Annotated in this window: 17 protein-coding genes, 2 tRNA genes and 1 pseudogene; 11 read left to right on the plus strand and 9 right to left on the minus strand. The window is 68.6% G+C overall.

The annotated features are described in order from the left end of the window. Nucleotides 1-140 precede the first annotated feature (140 nt). The 5 genes from ACIPSE_RS04255 to ACIPSE_RS04275 all read right to left on the minus strand — a co-directional run bounded on the left by ACIPSE_RS04255 (nucleotide 141) and on the right by ACIPSE_RS04275 (nucleotide 1,570). Nucleotides 141-569, minus strand: coding sequence for a MaoC family dehydratase (locus ACIPSE_RS04255; RefSeq protein WP_401657674.1), 429 nt, complete (start codon nucleotides 567-569; stop codon nucleotides 141-143). An 8-nt stretch (nucleotides 570-577) separates the two neighbouring features. Then, on the minus strand, nucleotides 578-1,030 hold the full coding sequence (locus ACIPSE_RS04260) for a MaoC family dehydratase N-terminal domain-containing protein (RefSeq protein ID WP_401657189.1): 453 nt from the start codon (nucleotides 1,028-1,030) through the stop codon (nucleotides 578-580). A 94-nt stretch (nucleotides 1,031-1,124) separates the two neighbouring features. Continuing rightward, complete coding sequence (gene rpmG, locus ACIPSE_RS04265; protein WP_003948671.1) at nucleotides 1,125-1,289, minus strand: 50S ribosomal protein L33; 165 nt, start codon at nucleotides 1,287-1,289, stop codon at nucleotides 1,125-1,127. An 89-nt stretch (nucleotides 1,290-1,378) separates the two neighbouring features. After that, nucleotides 1,379-1,451: transfer RNA gene (locus tag ACIPSE_RS04270), tRNA-Met, on the minus strand. Between the two features lie 46 nt (nucleotides 1,452-1,497). Continuing rightward, nucleotides 1,498-1,570: transfer RNA gene (locus tag ACIPSE_RS04275), tRNA-Thr, on the minus strand. A 280-nt stretch (nucleotides 1,571-1,850) separates the two neighbouring features. Between ACIPSE_RS04275 and ACIPSE_RS04280 the strand changes: the two genes are divergently transcribed. Both ACIPSE_RS04280 and ACIPSE_RS04285 read left to right on the plus strand, forming a co-directional pair. Further along, nucleotides 1,851-3,122 (plus strand): amidohydrolase family protein, encoded by a 1,272-nt coding sequence (locus tag ACIPSE_RS04280; protein ID WP_401657191.1) that lies wholly within the window; start codon nucleotides 1,851-1,853, stop codon nucleotides 3,120-3,122. 86 nt (nucleotides 3,123-3,208) lie between these two features. Then, a complete protein-coding gene (locus ACIPSE_RS04285; RefSeq protein WP_401657193.1) occupies nucleotides 3,209-3,865 on the plus strand; it encodes an SDR family oxidoreductase in 657 nt (218 codons plus the stop codon). Nucleotides 3,866-3,889: 24 nt separating this feature from the next. Here ACIPSE_RS04285 and ACIPSE_RS04290 read toward each other — a convergent pair whose 3' ends face one another. Both ACIPSE_RS04290 and ACIPSE_RS04295 read right to left on the minus strand, forming a co-directional pair. Beyond that, nucleotides 3,890-4,102: a hypothetical protein gene (locus ACIPSE_RS04290; protein WP_401657195.1), complete on the minus strand. Its 213-nt coding sequence runs from the start codon at nucleotides 4,100-4,102 to the stop codon at nucleotides 3,890-3,892. Nucleotides 4,103-4,474: 372 nt separating this feature from the next. After that, nucleotides 4,475-4,659: pseudogene (locus ACIPSE_RS04295) on the minus strand (hypothetical protein); the annotation flags it as partial. Between the two features lie 201 nt (nucleotides 4,660-4,860). Here ACIPSE_RS04295 and ACIPSE_RS04300 point away from each other — a divergent pair. Together ACIPSE_RS04300 and ACIPSE_RS04305 are read left to right on the plus strand one after the other, a co-directional pair. Continuing rightward, nucleotides 4,861-6,045 carry a DNA cytosine methyltransferase gene (locus ACIPSE_RS04300; RefSeq protein WP_401657197.1) on the plus strand — a complete coding sequence of 395 codons (1,185 nt, stop codon included), beginning with the start codon at nucleotides 4,861-4,863 and terminating at the stop codon, nucleotides 6,043-6,045. A gap of 98 nt (nucleotides 6,046-6,143) precedes the next feature. Further along, a complete protein-coding gene (locus tag ACIPSE_RS04305) occupies nucleotides 6,144-7,391 on the plus strand; it encodes a Shedu anti-phage system protein SduA domain-containing protein (protein WP_401657199.1) in 1,248 nt (415 codons plus the stop codon). A gap of 185 nt (nucleotides 7,392-7,576) precedes the next feature. On the opposite strand, the gene ACIPSE_RS04310 is transcribed toward ACIPSE_RS04305, so the two are convergent. Together ACIPSE_RS04310 and ACIPSE_RS04315 are read right to left on the minus strand one after the other, a co-directional pair. Then, entirely contained in the window at nucleotides 7,577-8,254 is a 678-nt protein-coding gene (locus ACIPSE_RS04310) for an AAA family ATPase (RefSeq protein ID WP_401657201.1), read from the minus strand. After that, nucleotides 8,251-9,009, minus strand: a complete 759-nt coding sequence (locus tag ACIPSE_RS04315; RefSeq protein WP_401657203.1) for a GntR family transcriptional regulator — start codon at nucleotides 9,007-9,009, stop codon at nucleotides 8,251-8,253. The genes ACIPSE_RS04310 and ACIPSE_RS04315 overlap by 4 nt, the downstream gene beginning before the upstream one ends. Before the next feature lie 493 nt (nucleotides 9,010-9,502). Here ACIPSE_RS04315 and ACIPSE_RS04320 point away from each other — a divergent pair, with 493 nt between their 5' ends. The 7 genes from ACIPSE_RS04320 to traB all read left to right on the plus strand — a co-directional run bounded on the left by ACIPSE_RS04320 (nucleotide 9,503) and on the right by traB (nucleotide 14,630). Then, on the plus strand, nucleotides 9,503-9,766 hold the full coding sequence (locus ACIPSE_RS04320) for a DUF6284 family protein (protein WP_401657205.1): 264 nt from the start codon (nucleotides 9,503-9,505) through the stop codon (nucleotides 9,764-9,766). Beyond that, the gene (locus ACIPSE_RS04325) at nucleotides 9,766-10,053 is read left to right on the plus strand and encodes a DUF6303 family protein (RefSeq protein WP_401657207.1); all 288 of its coding nucleotides are present in this window, start codon (nucleotides 9,766-9,768) and stop codon (nucleotides 10,051-10,053) included. Before ACIPSE_RS04320 ends, ACIPSE_RS04325 begins: the two co-directional genes overlap by 1 nt. Next, nucleotides 10,050-11,027 (plus strand): DUF2637 domain-containing protein, encoded by a 978-nt coding sequence (locus ACIPSE_RS04330; RefSeq protein WP_401657208.1) that lies wholly within the window; start codon nucleotides 10,050-10,052, stop codon nucleotides 11,025-11,027. Before ACIPSE_RS04325 ends, ACIPSE_RS04330 begins: the two co-directional genes overlap by 4 nt. Next, the gene (locus tag ACIPSE_RS04335) at nucleotides 11,027-11,407 is read left to right on the plus strand and encodes an RRQRL motif-containing zinc-binding protein (protein ID WP_401657210.1); all 381 of its coding nucleotides are present in this window, start codon (nucleotides 11,027-11,029) and stop codon (nucleotides 11,405-11,407) included. The genes ACIPSE_RS04330 and ACIPSE_RS04335 overlap by 1 nt, the downstream gene beginning before the upstream one ends. Nucleotides 11,408-11,440: 33 nt before the next feature. Then, on the plus strand, nucleotides 11,441-11,926 hold the full coding sequence (locus tag ACIPSE_RS04340) for a hypothetical protein (protein WP_401657212.1): 486 nt from the start codon (nucleotides 11,441-11,443) through the stop codon (nucleotides 11,924-11,926). Nucleotides 11,927-11,945: 19 nt separating this feature from the next. Then, a complete protein-coding gene (gene traA, locus ACIPSE_RS04345) occupies nucleotides 11,946-12,554 on the plus strand; it encodes a plasmid transfer protein TraA (protein WP_401657214.1) in 609 nt (202 codons plus the stop codon). Between the two features lie 66 nt (nucleotides 12,555-12,620). Then, nucleotides 12,621-14,630 (plus strand): plasmid transfer protein TraB, encoded by a 2,010-nt coding sequence (traB, locus tag ACIPSE_RS04350; RefSeq protein WP_401657676.1) that lies wholly within the window; start codon nucleotides 12,621-12,623, stop codon nucleotides 14,628-14,630. The last annotated feature ends 22 nt before the right edge of the window (nucleotides 14,631-14,652 follow it).

Genomic DNA, 14,652 nt, shown 5'->3' on the forward strand with positions numbered 1-14,652 from the left:
GAAGGAGGCCCGCGCGAAGGAGCCCCGCGAGAGGGCGGTCCATGACCGGCGGGTACGGCGGATACGGAGGGTAGGGCGGGTACGCGTAAGGGGCGCCTCGCAATGGAGAGCGCCCCTTACTTCCCTGCTCGCGTCGCGCGTCAGGCCAGCCGTACGACCGCCCGGGACATGCCGAGCACCTTCTGGCCGGCGCTGGTCGCCGTGAGGTCCACGCGGACCGTGTTGTCGTCGAGCTTGGCGGCGACCTTGCCGCTGACCTCGATGAGCGCGCCCTGGTCGTCATTGGGGACGACGACGGGCTTGGTGAAGCGGACGCCGTAGTCGACGACCGCGCCCGGGTCGCCGAGCCAGTCGGTGACGACCCGGACCGCCTCGGCCATGGTGAACATGCCGTGGGCGATGACGTCCGGGAGGCCGACCTCCTTGGCGAACTTCTCGTTCCAGTGGATCGGGTTGAAGTCACCGGAGGCGCCCGCGTACTGGACGAGCGTGGCGCGGGTCACGGGGAAGCTCTGGGCGGGCAGTTCGGTGCCGACCTCGACGTCGTCGTATGCGATCTTCGCCGTCATGATGTCGCTCACACCTCCTCGGCCGCGCGGGCGACCAGCTTCGTCCAGGCCGTCACGACGTGCTCGCCGGCCTCGTCGTGGACCTCGCCGCGGATGTCCAGGATGTCGTTGCCCGCGAGGGACTTGATCGCCTCGATGGTGGAGGTGACGGTGAGCCGGTCACCGGCGCGCACGGGGCGGACGTAGGAGAACTTCTGGTCCCCATGGACCACCCTGCTGTAGTCCAGGCCGAGTTGCGGGTCCTGGACGACCACTCCGGCGGCCTTGAAGGTGATCGCGAAGACGAAGGTCGGCGGGGCGATCACATCGGGGTGGCCGAGCGCCTTGGCCGCCTCCGGGTCGGTGTACGCCGGGTTGGCGTCCCCCACGGCCTCCGCGAACTCGCGGATCTTCTCCCGGCCCACCTCGTAGGGGTCGGTGGGCGGGTAGCTCCGCCCCACGAAGGACTGGTCGAGCGCCATGGGCCCGGCACCTCCTGTACTGACCGGTAGTGATCGCTTAACGACACGAGGCCGCCCCCGATCACTCGGGGACGGCCTCGTGTACGAGCCTGATTTATCGCGTTTCGCGGTGCGCGGTGTGCGCGTTGCAACGCGGGCAGTGCTTCTTCATCTCCAGTCGGTCCGGGTTGTTACGCCGGTTCTTCTTGGTGATGTAGTTCCGCTCCTTGCACTCCACGCAGGCCAGCGTGATCTTCGGGCGGACGTCGGTGGCAGCCACGTGAGTGCTCCTTGACGAACGGATGGGATGATTTAACGCAAGAAAGAGTAGCCGATCGAAGGACCGACCCCACAATCGGCTACTGTCAGTAGCGGTGACCGGACTTGAACCGGTGACACAGCGATTATGAGCCGCTTGCTCTACCGACTGAGCTACACCGCTTTGATGTGATCCGTTCCCGCCTTGCGACGGGAACCTCTCACACCAGAGCCCCAATACGGAATCGAACCGTAGACCTTCTCCTTACCATGGAGACGCTCTACCGACTGAGCTATTGGGGCGAGCGATGACGACATTACACGCTCGGCAGCCGTTCACCCAAATCCGTTTCCCGGCCCGGCCGACGGGCACTCCCGGCGTTCTCCCGAGCCCTTCACGGCCGCCTCAGGAGCCTCTTCGGCACGAGGGACCACACCGGTACGACTATTGCGCTCCTCCCCGTCCTGAGCGGGCGGCCACCCTAGGCTCGACTCACTCTGCGTGATCTTGCGTCTGCGTGATCCAGCGCCCTGGTGCGCGGTCGCGAGCCATGCGCCACGAGTCCCGAGCCCCTGGAGCGCGATGCCCGACAGCCAGCCTCAGCAGCCCCCCTCGTCGTCGTCCTCGTCCTCGTCGTCCCCGGGCGGTTCCGACCAGGCGGCGCTGCTGCTGTGCGGGGCGCGCCTGACCGACGGCAGGACCGTGGACGTACGGCTGGGCGGCGGGCGCATCGAGGCGGTCGGTACGGCGGGCAGCCTCGCGGCGAGCGGCACGCGCGCATGCGGCACACGCGTGGACCTCGGCGGCTATCTGCTCCTGCCCGCCCCCGTCGAGCCGCACGCCCACGGCGACACCGCCCTGTCCGACGACACCGACGGCCCCGTCTCGTACGACCCCCAGGACGTCCAGCGCCGGGCCACCGAGGCCGCACTGCTCCAACTCGGCCACGGCGCGACCGCGTTGCGCGCGCACGTGCGCGTGGGCGACGTCCAGGGCCTGGGCGCGCTGGCCGCCGTGCTCCAGGCCCGGCGCTCGCTGCGCGGGCTCACGGAGCTGACGACGGTGGCGATGCCGCGGGTGCTGACCGGCGTGGCCGGCGCGGAGGGACTCGCGGTGCTGCGGGACGCGGTGAAGATGGGCGCCTCCGTGGTCGGCGGCTGCCCGGATCTCGACCCCGACCCGACCGGCTACGTGCAGGCCGTCCTGGAGGTCGCCTCGGAGCACGGCTGCCCCGTCGACCTCCACACGGACGCGAGCGACCCGGCCCGTCTCGCCCGTATCGCGGCCATGGCGGGCGGCCTGCGTCCCGGCGTGGCCCTCGGCCCGTGCGGCGGCCTCGACCGGCTCCCCGCGGACGCCGCCTCCCGCGCCGCCGACCAGCTCGCCGCCGCGGGCGTGACGGTCGTCTGCCTGCCCCAGGGCGGCTGCGGGAGCGCGGAGCGGCGCGGGACAGCGCCCGTACGACTGCTGCGCGCCGCGGGCGTACGCGTGGCCGCCGGGAGCGGCGCCCTGCGGGACGTGTCCAACCCGGTGGGGCGCGGCGACCCCCTGGAGGCGGCCTTCCTGCTCGCCTCCCGGTACGGCCTGCGCCCCGAGGACGCCTACGACGCGGTGAGCGCGTCCGCGCGGGCCGTGCTGGGGCTGCCGGAGGTGCGGGTGGAGGCGGGGTTCCCGGCCGAACTGCTGGCGGTGCGCGGGGACCGGCTGGCGGGCGCGCTGTCGCTCGCGTACAGCCGGATCGTGGTGCACCGGGGGCGCGTGGTGGCGCGGACGAGCGCGGTGCGGGAGTTCTGCGACTCCGCCGCCGCCGTGGAGTTGGGGCTGCCCCGGCAGGGGCGCGGCGAGGTGTCGTAGAGGGCGCGAGGGAGCGCGAGGGGGCTTGCGCGCGAGGGTGCCGGGTCGTGCGGCGGATGCGTGCGCGCGGGCGTACGGTCGAAGACATGCGCATTGTCATCGCTGGTGGTCATGGTCAGATCGCGTTGCGGCTGGAGCGACTTCTCGCCGCGCGCGGTAACGAGGTCGCGGGGATCGTCCGCAAGGCCGAGCAGAGCGACGATCTGCGGAACGCCGGTGCCGAACCGGTCCTGCTGGACCTGGAGTCGGCGTCGGTCGAGGAGGTGGCGGCCCATCTCCAGGGCGCGGACGCGGCGGTGTTCGCGGCGGGCGCGGGACCGGGCAGCGGCTCGGAGCGCAAGGACACGGTGGACAAGGGCGCGGCGGTGCTGTTCGCGGACGCGGCGGTACGGGCCGGCGTGCGGCGGCATGTCGTCGTGTCCTCGATGGGCGCGGACGCCGGGCATGAGGGCGATGACGTGTTCGACATCTATCTGCGGGCCAAGGGCGCGGCCGACGACCATGTCCGCGGCCTGGACGCCCTGGACTGGACGATCCTGCGCCCCGGTTCGCTGACGAACGACGTGGGCACCGGCCTCGTGCGCCTGGAGGCGGACACGGGCCGCGGCATGGTCACCCGCGACGATGTGGCCGCCGTGGTCGCCGAGTTGCTGGAGACCCCGGCGACGGCCGGGCTGACGCTGGAACTGGTCGAGGGCTCGGCCCCGGTGTCCGTGGCGGTGAAGTCGGTCGCCGGCAACTAGGGCGTGTCCGCGGGCCTGCTGCCGCTAGAACAGCGGCATCTGCCCCGGGATGTCCGGCACGACGTACCCGTCCAACGAGGGCTGGGCGGCCCCCAGTTGCGCGTGCCTGCGCGACCCCGGACACGACGTCAGATCGCCGGACTCCCGGGCCCCGGGCGGATCGTGCCGAGCGAACCGCCCGGCGACCACGGCGATCTCTCGACGACATTCGGGACAGGTTCTGCGACGGCTGGACATGGGGTCAGTGTGCCCCGGGTGAGGGTGGGTTGTACGGGGTCAGTGGGGTGGTCGGGCCGGGAGGGGCTGCCTGCGGCGCGGACGGCGGGCCACCGTGAGGCTCGTCACCACGCCGCCCCCGGGGCGCCCACTACGGAGAGTAACGGCGAGCCCTCACCGGACATACGAAGAGACCCTCTCAGTACTACGTTTCCGTAATACTGAGAGGGTCTTCCCCGATGTGGCGGCGCCAGGATTCGAACCTGGGAAGGCTGAGCCGGCAGATTTACAGCGGGCCGGTCCCGACCCAACTGACCTGGGCAGACGGACGGCAGCACGTCGCTCGGGGGACACCCGGGGGAATCGCCAGGTCAGGCCGCCTCGCATCGATGCGCCCGGCCGCCACGCTACCCAAAGCGGATCGTCGAGAAGACCCTCGGAGTCCTCCAGTCCAGCGCGCCGGAGGAACTCAACGACGTCATGGTTTGAGTGGGCTAGACCAGCATCTGACTGCGCGCCGTAACCCGTCGACCGCCGGTACCCAGCTGTGGATGCACAGCTACCGAAGCACTCGCCATACCTCAAGGGTGCGCCGTGCCGCCCACGCGAGCCTCGGAACGCCTGGGCAGGCACAGCAGCTCTCACACTCACTTCTTCTGCTGACACTCGCGCTGGGCAACTCAAGCGCAGGACGAACGAAATCGCTACGACACCCCGCATCTACATGGCGCACGAGAGACTGTGCGCCGAGCCAGAAAGGACGTGGGATCATCGTCATCATGCCGAGTCCCAAAGCTGCCCCTCACCCGCTGACTGTTGCCGGGCTCTTCGCCGGCATCGGTGGCGTCGAGTGTGGACTCCAGGCAGCTGGCATGCAGACCAAGCTGCTCTGCGAATGGTGGGAGCCAGCGCAGGCAGTGCTTGAGCATCGTTTTCCTGCCACTCCCCTGCACGATGACATCCAGACGCTGTCCCACTTGCCCGAAGTCGACGTAGTGACCGCTGGCTTCCCGTGCACCGACCTGTCTCAAGCAGGCCGAACGGCTGGTATCCATGGGGAAGCGTCAGGCATGGTCAAGCATCTCTTCAAGCTGCTGGCCGACGCCTCACCTCGATGGGTGGTCATCGAGAACGTTCGCAACATGTTGTCGCTGGACCGCGGCACGGCCATGGAGTATCTGGTCGGCGAGTTTGAACGTCTCGGCTATACATGGGCCTACCGCCTGGTGGACTCTCGCTTCACCGGAGTACCTCAGCGGCGACACAGAGTGATCTTCGTTGCCTCCCGAACCGACGACCCCCGCGCAGTACTCTTCGCCGACAACGCTGGGGAGCTCCCTGAGAGCGAGTACAAGGAAGACGCGTTTGGCTTCTACTGGACGGAAGGTAATACGGGCCTTGGGTGGGCTAAGGATGCCCTCCCCACACTCAAGGGAGGCTCCGGGCTCGGCATCCCCTCCTCGCCAGCCATATGGATCCCCGGAGCCCCGTCCGGTGAAGCGATCGTCACGCCCCGTATCGAGGACGCCGAAGCGCTCCAGGGGTTTCCGCGAGGCTGGACGGAAGCCGCTCTCAAGAAGGCCAAGCCAGGAGTCCGGTGGAAGCTGGTCGGCAACGCTGTCACCGTGGGCGTATCCGAATGGCTCGGAAACCGCCTCCTCCGACCAGGCATGTACGACGAAGCAGGCCAGGCCTTCTTGCTCAAGGGAATGCGATGGCCAACAGCGGCCTGGGGGAACGCCGAAGAGCGCTGGGAGGCTCCCGTGGGCCTATGGCCGGTACGAAACCCCTACCGACACCTGCTTGAGGTCGTCGATGCCAGCGAGGCCGCGCCTTTGAGCCTCCGAGCGACGGCTGGCTTCCACGGACGGCTCCTCAAGAGCCGGCTTCGTTACAAGGAAGAGTTCTCCGAGGCGCTGGGGCTGCACACCAAGCACATGTCTGAGCCCGTTCCCGTCTCGTAGCACGTCTGTCCTGCTGTCCTGGGGTCATGTGGCGCTTACCCCCAGGACAGTACGGAAAATGTGCTCCGGATGGGTGAGCAACTGCCTAAGATCCAGCTATGTCTCACGACGAGAATCTGACGGCGCTTTGGCAGTTGATTGACACCCAGCACACGTCGACGAGCTCCCACAAGTACGACGTGGCCGAGAGGACGATTGGCAGCCTCGTCGGCGACACCTCACCGCAGATTTACTACTTCACCTATATCAGCAGGGTGAGTAATTTCAGCGTTCGCGCCTCACAATCGACAGGCGCACTGAATTCCGATGCGGTTGTAGCGTTGATCCAACGCCGCACCGAGGACTCAAAAACTCACAGGGCAGCGCGCACCTTTGTTGAGCGCACAGGTAAACCCGTATTCCTCTTGCAAAGAGAGGCAGAAGAGAGCAAAAAATGGTTTCCGATTGGAGGCTACGCACTCTCAGTTGATTCCCGCGGCCAAGCGCTCCTGAGCAACCTCACCAAAACCTTTGGCGGCCCAGCCCATGTGACGATTGACGCAAGCCAAGAGTTCACCGCCGTGAATGCAGTAAAATACCTTGAGAGCCTGGGAATTAGCGGATCCGCGATGGGGTCCGCACTTTCCGGTTGGCATGATCTAAGAAGCCTGCTGGACACTGCCACGAAAAGCTCTATGGGGCTTTCGGCCGCAGAAGCAGCAATTGTCGCTCGGCGACGTGAGATCGTTGCCGAGCTCAAAGAAATGATCGCGGACAAGTCAGTGACGGAACGAGACCTTCATCGGAAAATCCACGGAAACTATTGGATTTTTGGAGGCAAGTACACCGGCGTGTCCGAGCGAAATGGCCTCATTCCAATGGATGAGTACGATGTACCCCTGTTCTGCGCCGATGGCTCGATTCACATCGTCGAACTCAAAGGGTCCCACATACCTTCGCTCGTCGAGCGTTACAGATCTCACTTGATTCCTGGCACACAAGTACATCAGGCAGTGGGCCAGGCGCTCAATTACTTGCGCGATCTTGACGAAGTAGGATCCGCGATGGAGAGCTACTATAAAAGGAACGGGTTCGAGTACGACCTCTGCCGTGCGCGGGCGACGGTCGTGATCGGTAATCCCGCGTTCGTAAATATTCCCGAGGATAAAAAGCGCAAGTTCGAAGCCGTAACGCGACAGATGATTGACCAGACCATCCGGACCTACAACGGATCGATCAACCGCATCGAGGTTCTGACCTGGGCAGATCTCTTGGATGCAGCAGACAGATCTCTCACGTTCGAAGGGGAGAATGTTGGCCATCTCGCGAATCCCAGCCCCGACGACACAACATCAACGATCTTCTGATCTTTAACGGCCGCGACCCCGTCGGGCGGTAGGACAAGAGCCGCCCGACGGGACAACGCGACTCGTAATCACTCAAGCCGTGGCGCGTCCGTAACCGGCCTACTCCTCGTCTTCTCCGCTGCTGCGACTCTGCCGCCACCGCTCAGCGTCTGCTTCGAACAGCTCGCGCGTCTGACCTGTCAGGTTCAGGTCCGGGGGTCCTCTAGTGCCGCGACCACAACCGCAGGATCACCCTCGTACAAGAGGTGGGGTTCGTCCTTCCCGGGCGGGAAGAATCGAGTCCGGTACCGCTGTAGGTCGCTCTCAGAGAAGTAGATCGAGTTGGGATCGTTCGCGTGGAACTCGTTGCGCTTGGTGATCCTCGCCCACAGTTCGTCGTGGCTGGCCGAGAGGTAGACAACGACCGGCGTGGCGCCGGCGTCGGTGGCGATGCCTCTCCAGTGGGCCCGGTCCTCCGGGGTCCAAAAGCCGTGGTCAACGACGACGTCGTGCCCTGCCTTGAGCTCATCGGCGAGTTCGACCGCTACGTCTTCCAGCACTGGCCGTTCAAGGGTCGGGAAGATACCCCGGGGGAAATCGACCCCGTACACGCCGTGGCGGCGGTACATCTCTTCGTCCGGACACAGCCGTACGAACCCGCGGGCGGTCAGTGCGCGGGAGAGGGTGGTCTTGCCGGAGCCGGGCAGTCCGGCCATGAGGACGCAGAACGGTGGACGTGAGGACATCGGTCTCGTCGTGGTCATGGAGATGGAGGCCATCTCCGCTTCGGCTTCGCGCGTGATTCTGCCAGCCCTGCGGGTCGCGAGTAGCGACCCTAGGCGGTTTTCGAGCACGCTCGTGAGCGTGTCGTCTGCCACCTTCACGGTGAGACCTCCGATTCGGTGCGCCACGTACGGCCGGGACCCCCGAGGTCTACGCCGAACTCCACGATGTTGCCCTCACTGTCGACGAACTTTGCCGTCATGACGACGACGGGTTCCGCCGGCGGCTTCTCGGGATCCAGTTCGAGAAGCCGCGCGTACTCCGGCGTGAGCAGGCTCGCGGATGCGGTGTCGATGCGGTGACTGATCGGGTGGCCGGTCACTTGGGCGATGAGCTGGAGAGAGGTTCCTCCGGTCAGACGCTCACTGTCCGCCAGTTGGGGGATCAGCCTCCCGTAGCGGGCCGGAATCCACGACGTACTGTGCGCCACGATGCCGTGTCGGTCTCGGTACACGCGGCTCCGTCGAATCACGTCGGACCCGGGCTGGAGGTCCAACGCTTGAGCGACTTCGGCGGGTGCCGGTACCACGGCCGCCGAATGAGAGTCGGACCTTTCGCCGGCTCCCCAACTGGAACCGGTGCGGCGGCCACGGTCCTGGCGTTGAGAACCCGAAGACATCGGAGCCGGCTGGTCCAGAACCTCGGTCCCGATCCCGTGAATCCCTCGGACAAGCCCCTCGTTGCGCAGCTTGCGGAGGGCTTTCTCGGCAGTCGCGGTGCTGACTTTCCACTCTTCGGCGAGGTTCTTGATGCTCGGCAGAAGAGCGCCCGGCTCTAGCTGACCAGACGTAATCAGCTCCGTGTAGTGGGCGGCAATCTTCGCGTACGGCGCCCGGTTGTCGGCCTGGCCTGCCATTTCGCCTGCTTCCCTGTAGTCACTTCCCTGAGGTTCCCTACCTTACCGCTTGACACCGCAGGGAACCCTAGGGAACCTTAGGGACGTGCCCGCCGGTCAGTTCGACCGGGCGGCGGGTGCCGGACCTCAATGCGCCCTGATTCAGGGCTCGTTCGAGGTCAAGGGGCCCGGGACAGAGCGGGCCGAGGGCGCCCCCGACCCTGGTCATTCGGGAGGGCTTAGACCGCAAGGTCACGTCTCCATACGCCTACAACGGGGTCATGCCGCGCTACCTGATACGGGCGCGGCACCCCCGAAGGAGACATGTACGCCGCCCCGGCAACCAGCCGTGAAGGGTGCGAGATCGAATCTCGCCCGGGGCACTCCGGCCGCTCAGTTCGGCCGTGCCGCGCGCTCTGCGCGGCTGTTCATCGCTCAACGGCGCGCGGCTCCCGGGTGGCACCCCGGGAGCCGCTGTTCGGGCCGTTCACCTTCTGGAGAGGACTACGACCCAATGAACGTCATCGTGACTGTTCAGGATGCTGTTACCGCGTTTGCCGACTTTGTGGAGCCGACGGCTTCGGAGTTGGCGGCGATCGAGCGGGAGATGCCCGTCATTGAGGCGGACGTCGACCTGCTCGACGCCTACATCACCACCCTCGACCGGACCCCGACCGAGCTGGACCAGCGGCGGATCCGCCGGGCCCGGCGTCGGGCGCTGGCCGCGCGGGTGGAGCTGACCCGGCACACGGCCACGGTCGCCGGGGTCGGTGCCTGATGGAGCAGACGTTCACCGCGCTGCTGTCCATGTCCCGGGGCCGGTGGCGCCTGTACGTGGCGCTGATGAACACCACCGACCCGTGGCCGGAGCACCGGTTCGGGCGGACGGGTCGGGTGCCGACGTTCACGCAGCGCGCCGCGGCGCTCAGCCGGCTCGGGTTCGAGCCCGTTGAGGGCGCGGTGTGGGAGTGGACCGAGGACACCGCCGTTCACGGCGACCCGTCCGCCACGGTCGTCCTGATCGCGTCGACGCGGGTGCGCACGCGGACGGGGGTGGGCGCGTGAACGGCGTTCAGATCCGTTCAGCGGAGCGTGCTCTGTCGGTGGGGACGTGGCTGATCGTGGCGGGGGCGATGCTGTATTCGATCCTCACCGTCACCCCGCTCGCCGCCGCCCACACCCCGGACAAGTGGGACTGGACGGCGCCGATCCTGCCGCTGGTGGTCGATGCCGCGGTGGTCATCGTGGTCCGGCTCGATGCGGTGCTGGCCCGTCTGGGTGGGCACGGTGGCAGGTGGCCGGTGGTGCTGCGCTGGATGACCGGCTGCATGACCCTGGCTCTGAACGTCGCCGATTCCGCCCTGCACAACGACCTGGTCGGTGTGGCTGTGCATGCGGTCGCGCCGCTGCTGCTGATCGTCACCGCGGAAACCGGACTCGCCTACCGCCGCGCCATCACGACGGCCGTGAACGAGCTGGAAGCGCGGCAGCAGGCGCAGCGCGAAGCCCGCGAGCGGGCGGTTGTTGAGCGGCGGGAAGCCGCCGCCCGTCAGGCTCGCGAGGAGCGTGAGCACGCAGCGCTGCTGGCCCGTGAACAGCGTGAGCATGAGGCCCGGCTGGTCCGTGAACAGGCCGAGCGGGAAGAGCGGGCCCGCCGTGAGGAGCGCGAGCAGGCCGCGGCCCGCGAGAGGGCCGAACGGGAGGCTCGTGAACGCGGCGAGCGGACGCGTGAACAGCAGCGGCTTGAGCGTGAACGCCGTGAGCGCGAGGAGGCCGAACGCCTCGCCCGTGAACACTCGGAGCGCGAGACGCAGGCTGAGCGTGAACGCGCCGCCCTACTGGCTCTGGGTCCGGCGGTGGAGAAGCACTCCGAGGAGCGGGCCCGCCAGTTGGTGAAGGCTGCGTTCGGTGCGGGTCTGCCGGTGCGGGCCGCGGCTGAGTTGTGCGGCTGGTCGGTCGGCTGGGTCTCCACCCGCTACCAGGAACTCCGCGACGACGCCGGCCGCGGCGTGATCAAGTCTGACGGGGCGCTGGTCTGATGGCCGCGTGGGGCAAGTGCTTTGACCCCACCGGCGCCCGTCACGGGATACCCACGTTCCCGTGGCGGACCGCCCCGGACGGCTACGCCACCTACCGCCAGCTCCGCGCTCGCGGGCTGCGCCCTGGTGGTCAGCCGGTCGCCGCTCAGGTGCTGCGCCCGCGCTACCGGCGCGGCCCCCTGGTCGCCTACCTCTACCGCCTCGACCTGGCCAAGCCCGTCCGGCCCATGACGCCGGCCAAGCGCGCCGCGCTGGCCAAGGCGAACACCGCGCGGCGCACCTGCCCGCAGTGCGGCACGGACGCCGGCTACGTCATCCCCGCCTCGCTCGGAGTGTGCATTTCCTGCGCCTACCCCGACGACGAACAGCGCGCCGCCTGAACCTCTTCCTTCAACCCTTCCGGGAGTTTCGCTGTGTCCAGCCGTACCCGCGGCGCCGCCGGCGTCCACACCGTCCGCATCCCCCGCCAGAAGGGCCGCCGCGGCGCGCAGCCGTTCGTGGTCGTCGTCCCCGAACACCCCTCCCTCACCCGCGAGGCCGCCAGCGCGCTCGGGGGCCTGATCTGGCGCTCCCGCCGTGCGCTCGCCCCGACCGGCCTCGCCGTGCTCGCCCTGATCGCGGCCGGTCTCCTGCACGCCATCGCCTGGTGGTCCGGGCTGCTGCTCGCCCCGGTCGCGGCCGGCCCACTCGCCTGGCTGCTGGTCATGCAGCGCCGCCGCCCCGCCGCCGGGAGCGTCCTGTTCTGGCGTATCGGGGTCGCCCTGCTGGTCACGCTCGCGCTGGTCTGGCTCGCGTTCGCGGCCGGCTTCGGCCCTCTGGCCGGCGCTCTGGAACTGGTCTGGCTGCTGACCCTGCTCGCTGCTCAGACCGCATGGCTGATCGTCCGCCGCACCCACTGAACGTGAAGGAGACAACCTGATGGCTGGCAACCGCAGCACCAACGCGCGCCGGGTGGACGACTTCGCCAGGCAGCAGGCCAACCGGCCGTTCACCGGCCCGCCTCGCCGCGACGGCGCGAGCCCGCGGAACAAGGGAGCCAAGTTCGCCAACGCTGGCGCCGCCGTGGGCGGCTTCGTCGGCGCGGTCGGCGGCTCGTTCGTGCCTCCGATCAACGTCACCGTCAACAACACCCGCAACAACAACCGCGGCAGCGCGGGCGCCGGCTCCCGCTCCCAGGGGCTGCTCCCGCCTCCGGAGTTCCACGCGCCCGCGCTGGTGCGGAACTACTGCAACACCCTGCGCGCCGCCGGCGTGACGCTGTCCATCGAGGTGGCCATGGGTGCCGAGATCCTCGAAGGCGTCCTGGCCGCGGTGCCCGACCCGGAGGGGCGCGCGTTCGGCTCGCGTATCCGGGCCCGCAAAGTCGCCCGGAAGCTGCGCAAGTCCGCCGACGACCTGCGCTCCGCGGCGAAGAACGCCGCGGCCTGCTACGCGACGTTCCAGCAGGAGTTCGAGGAAGAGATCAACCGGGTGCGTCACCGTGCCCGCCGCCCGCAAGCGCCGGTCATGAACTGGGACCAGCAGTAAGGAGGTCGGGTCATGGCCCGTTCGCAGAATCAGATGGCCGCCTACTACCCCGACGGCACACAGGGCATGGTCGTGGACCCGCACGGCGGCCCGGAGAACGGCACCGTGCGCGCATACCTGCTGCACCGGGCCAAGCCGCACCTGCCCCCGTGGCTGGTGTGGGGCGCCACCGGGGTCGCCGGGACGCTGGGACACTGGCGCTGGCCCGACAGCGCCGCGGCCGGCGTCGGCCTCACCCTCACCTCGGTCGCACTGGCCGGCGGCACCTGGCTGGCCGGCAAGTCCACCAGCACGCAGCGCCGCATCCACTCAGCCATCACGGTGGCCGCCGGTTCGGCGTGGGTGACCGCCGCCTGCCTCGCCGGACCGACCGCGGGCCCGGTCGACGACCTGTTCCTCATGGGCGGCCCCGCGCTGGCCCTGTCGTGGAACGTCCGCGCCGTGCTGCGCACCAACACCGAAGGGACACCGGCCAGTTCGGACGGGGGTCTGCTGGCGAAGGTGGGGTTGGCGCGGGCGCAGATCGGTGCGGCGAAGGTGGAGCCCAACCGGGTCACCGCCCCGCTCGCGCTGGCCGGCGGCGAGCAGACCAACGACGACGTGGCCAAGGCACTGGCCCGGATCGCGTCCGCGCTGGACCTGCCGAAGTCGGCGGTGCGCTACAGCCCCGACCCCGACTCCGAACGCCGCGGCAACCTGGTCATCGTGCCCGAAGACATGCTGTCCGAGGTGATCGAGTGGGAGGGCCCCTCCAACCTCGGTGGCTCGATCGCCGACCCGCTGGTCCTCGGACGCTACGACGACGGCTCCCTGCTGGTGATGTGGCTTCCGGGAGATCCGGAGGCGGGGCGTAACTCCACCCACGGCCTGATCGCCGGACAGTCCGGCTCCGGCAAAGGCGACGCAGCACTCAACCTGCTGACAGAGATCCTCTCCCGCCGGGACGTCATCGTGTGGTTCTCCGACCCCAAAGCCTTCCAGGACTACGCCCCGATCCGGGCCGGTCTGGACTGGGCCGCGGAAGGCGGCTCACAGACCGAAGTCCTCGTGGCCGCGGTGGAGGCAGCGATCCCCGCCCGGACACGCTGGCTGGGCGCACACGGCTACCGCCAGTGGGTCCCCGCCGCCGCCCAGACGCAGACCGACCCGAACCACTCCTGCCAGCCGGGGCGTGCGTGCGGGTGCGCGGGGATGCCGTTCCTGGTCGCCTGGTTCGAGGAAGCCGCCAACACCCTCAGGAACATGGGTGATGACGCGTTCACCGGGATCGCTCAGGAAGCCCGGTCGGCGGGGATCTCGCTGATCGTGTCGCTTCAGCGCCCCTCCTACGACCAGATGTCCACCTCCACCCGCGCCTCCCTCCCGTCCGTGATCGCGCTCGGCTGCGACGCGCGAGATGAAGGGTTCGCGCTCCCCGAGTCGGTCATCGACGCCGGCGCGCACCCCGGAGCGTGGGGCAACCGGCGCCCCGGCTACTGCTACGTCGTCAGCCCCGGCATCGACGAAGCCCGCTACCCCTCACCCGGCCGCACACAGCGCTTCACGATCCGCGCCGTGCCGGTCATGGAACGCCTCGCCGCATGGGCACAAGCCAACGGCGCGACCGCCGACCCCATGACCGCGGGCGCCGCCGCATCGGTCGCCGGCAACGCCTACACCGGCCGCACCCCGAACTCAGGCAGCACTCAGCCGGCGGGACTGCGAGTGGTCCGCGACGAGGAGGACGACATGGACCACACCGGGCCCCTCATCGACCCCGAGGACGCCGACATCGACCCGGAGCAGGAACTCCCCGAAGCCGAGGAAGGCGACGACACCCCGATCTTCGGACAGGAGAGCGGGCACAAGCCCACCCCGGAGGAAGCGCGGGAGCTGTTCGCCCGCGCGCTGGAGGACTTCGAGGACGCCGGGCAGATGATCGTCGGCCCGGTCGACTTCATGGACTGGTGCGACCGCCACGGCCTCTCCCGCTCGTGGGTGTCCAAGCGGCTCAAGGAAGCCGCCGAAGACGGCCGGCTGGAGGCGACGAACACCACCGGCCGGTGGCGGATCGTCCCCGCCCTCACCGCGGCCTGACACCCGTCACGCGTGACGGCAC

The organism is Streptomyces sp. NPDC090106 (assembly GCF_044747265.1).
In the GTDB taxonomy this organism is placed as follows: domain Bacteria; phylum Actinomycetota; class Actinomycetes; order Streptomycetales; family Streptomycetaceae; genus Streptomyces.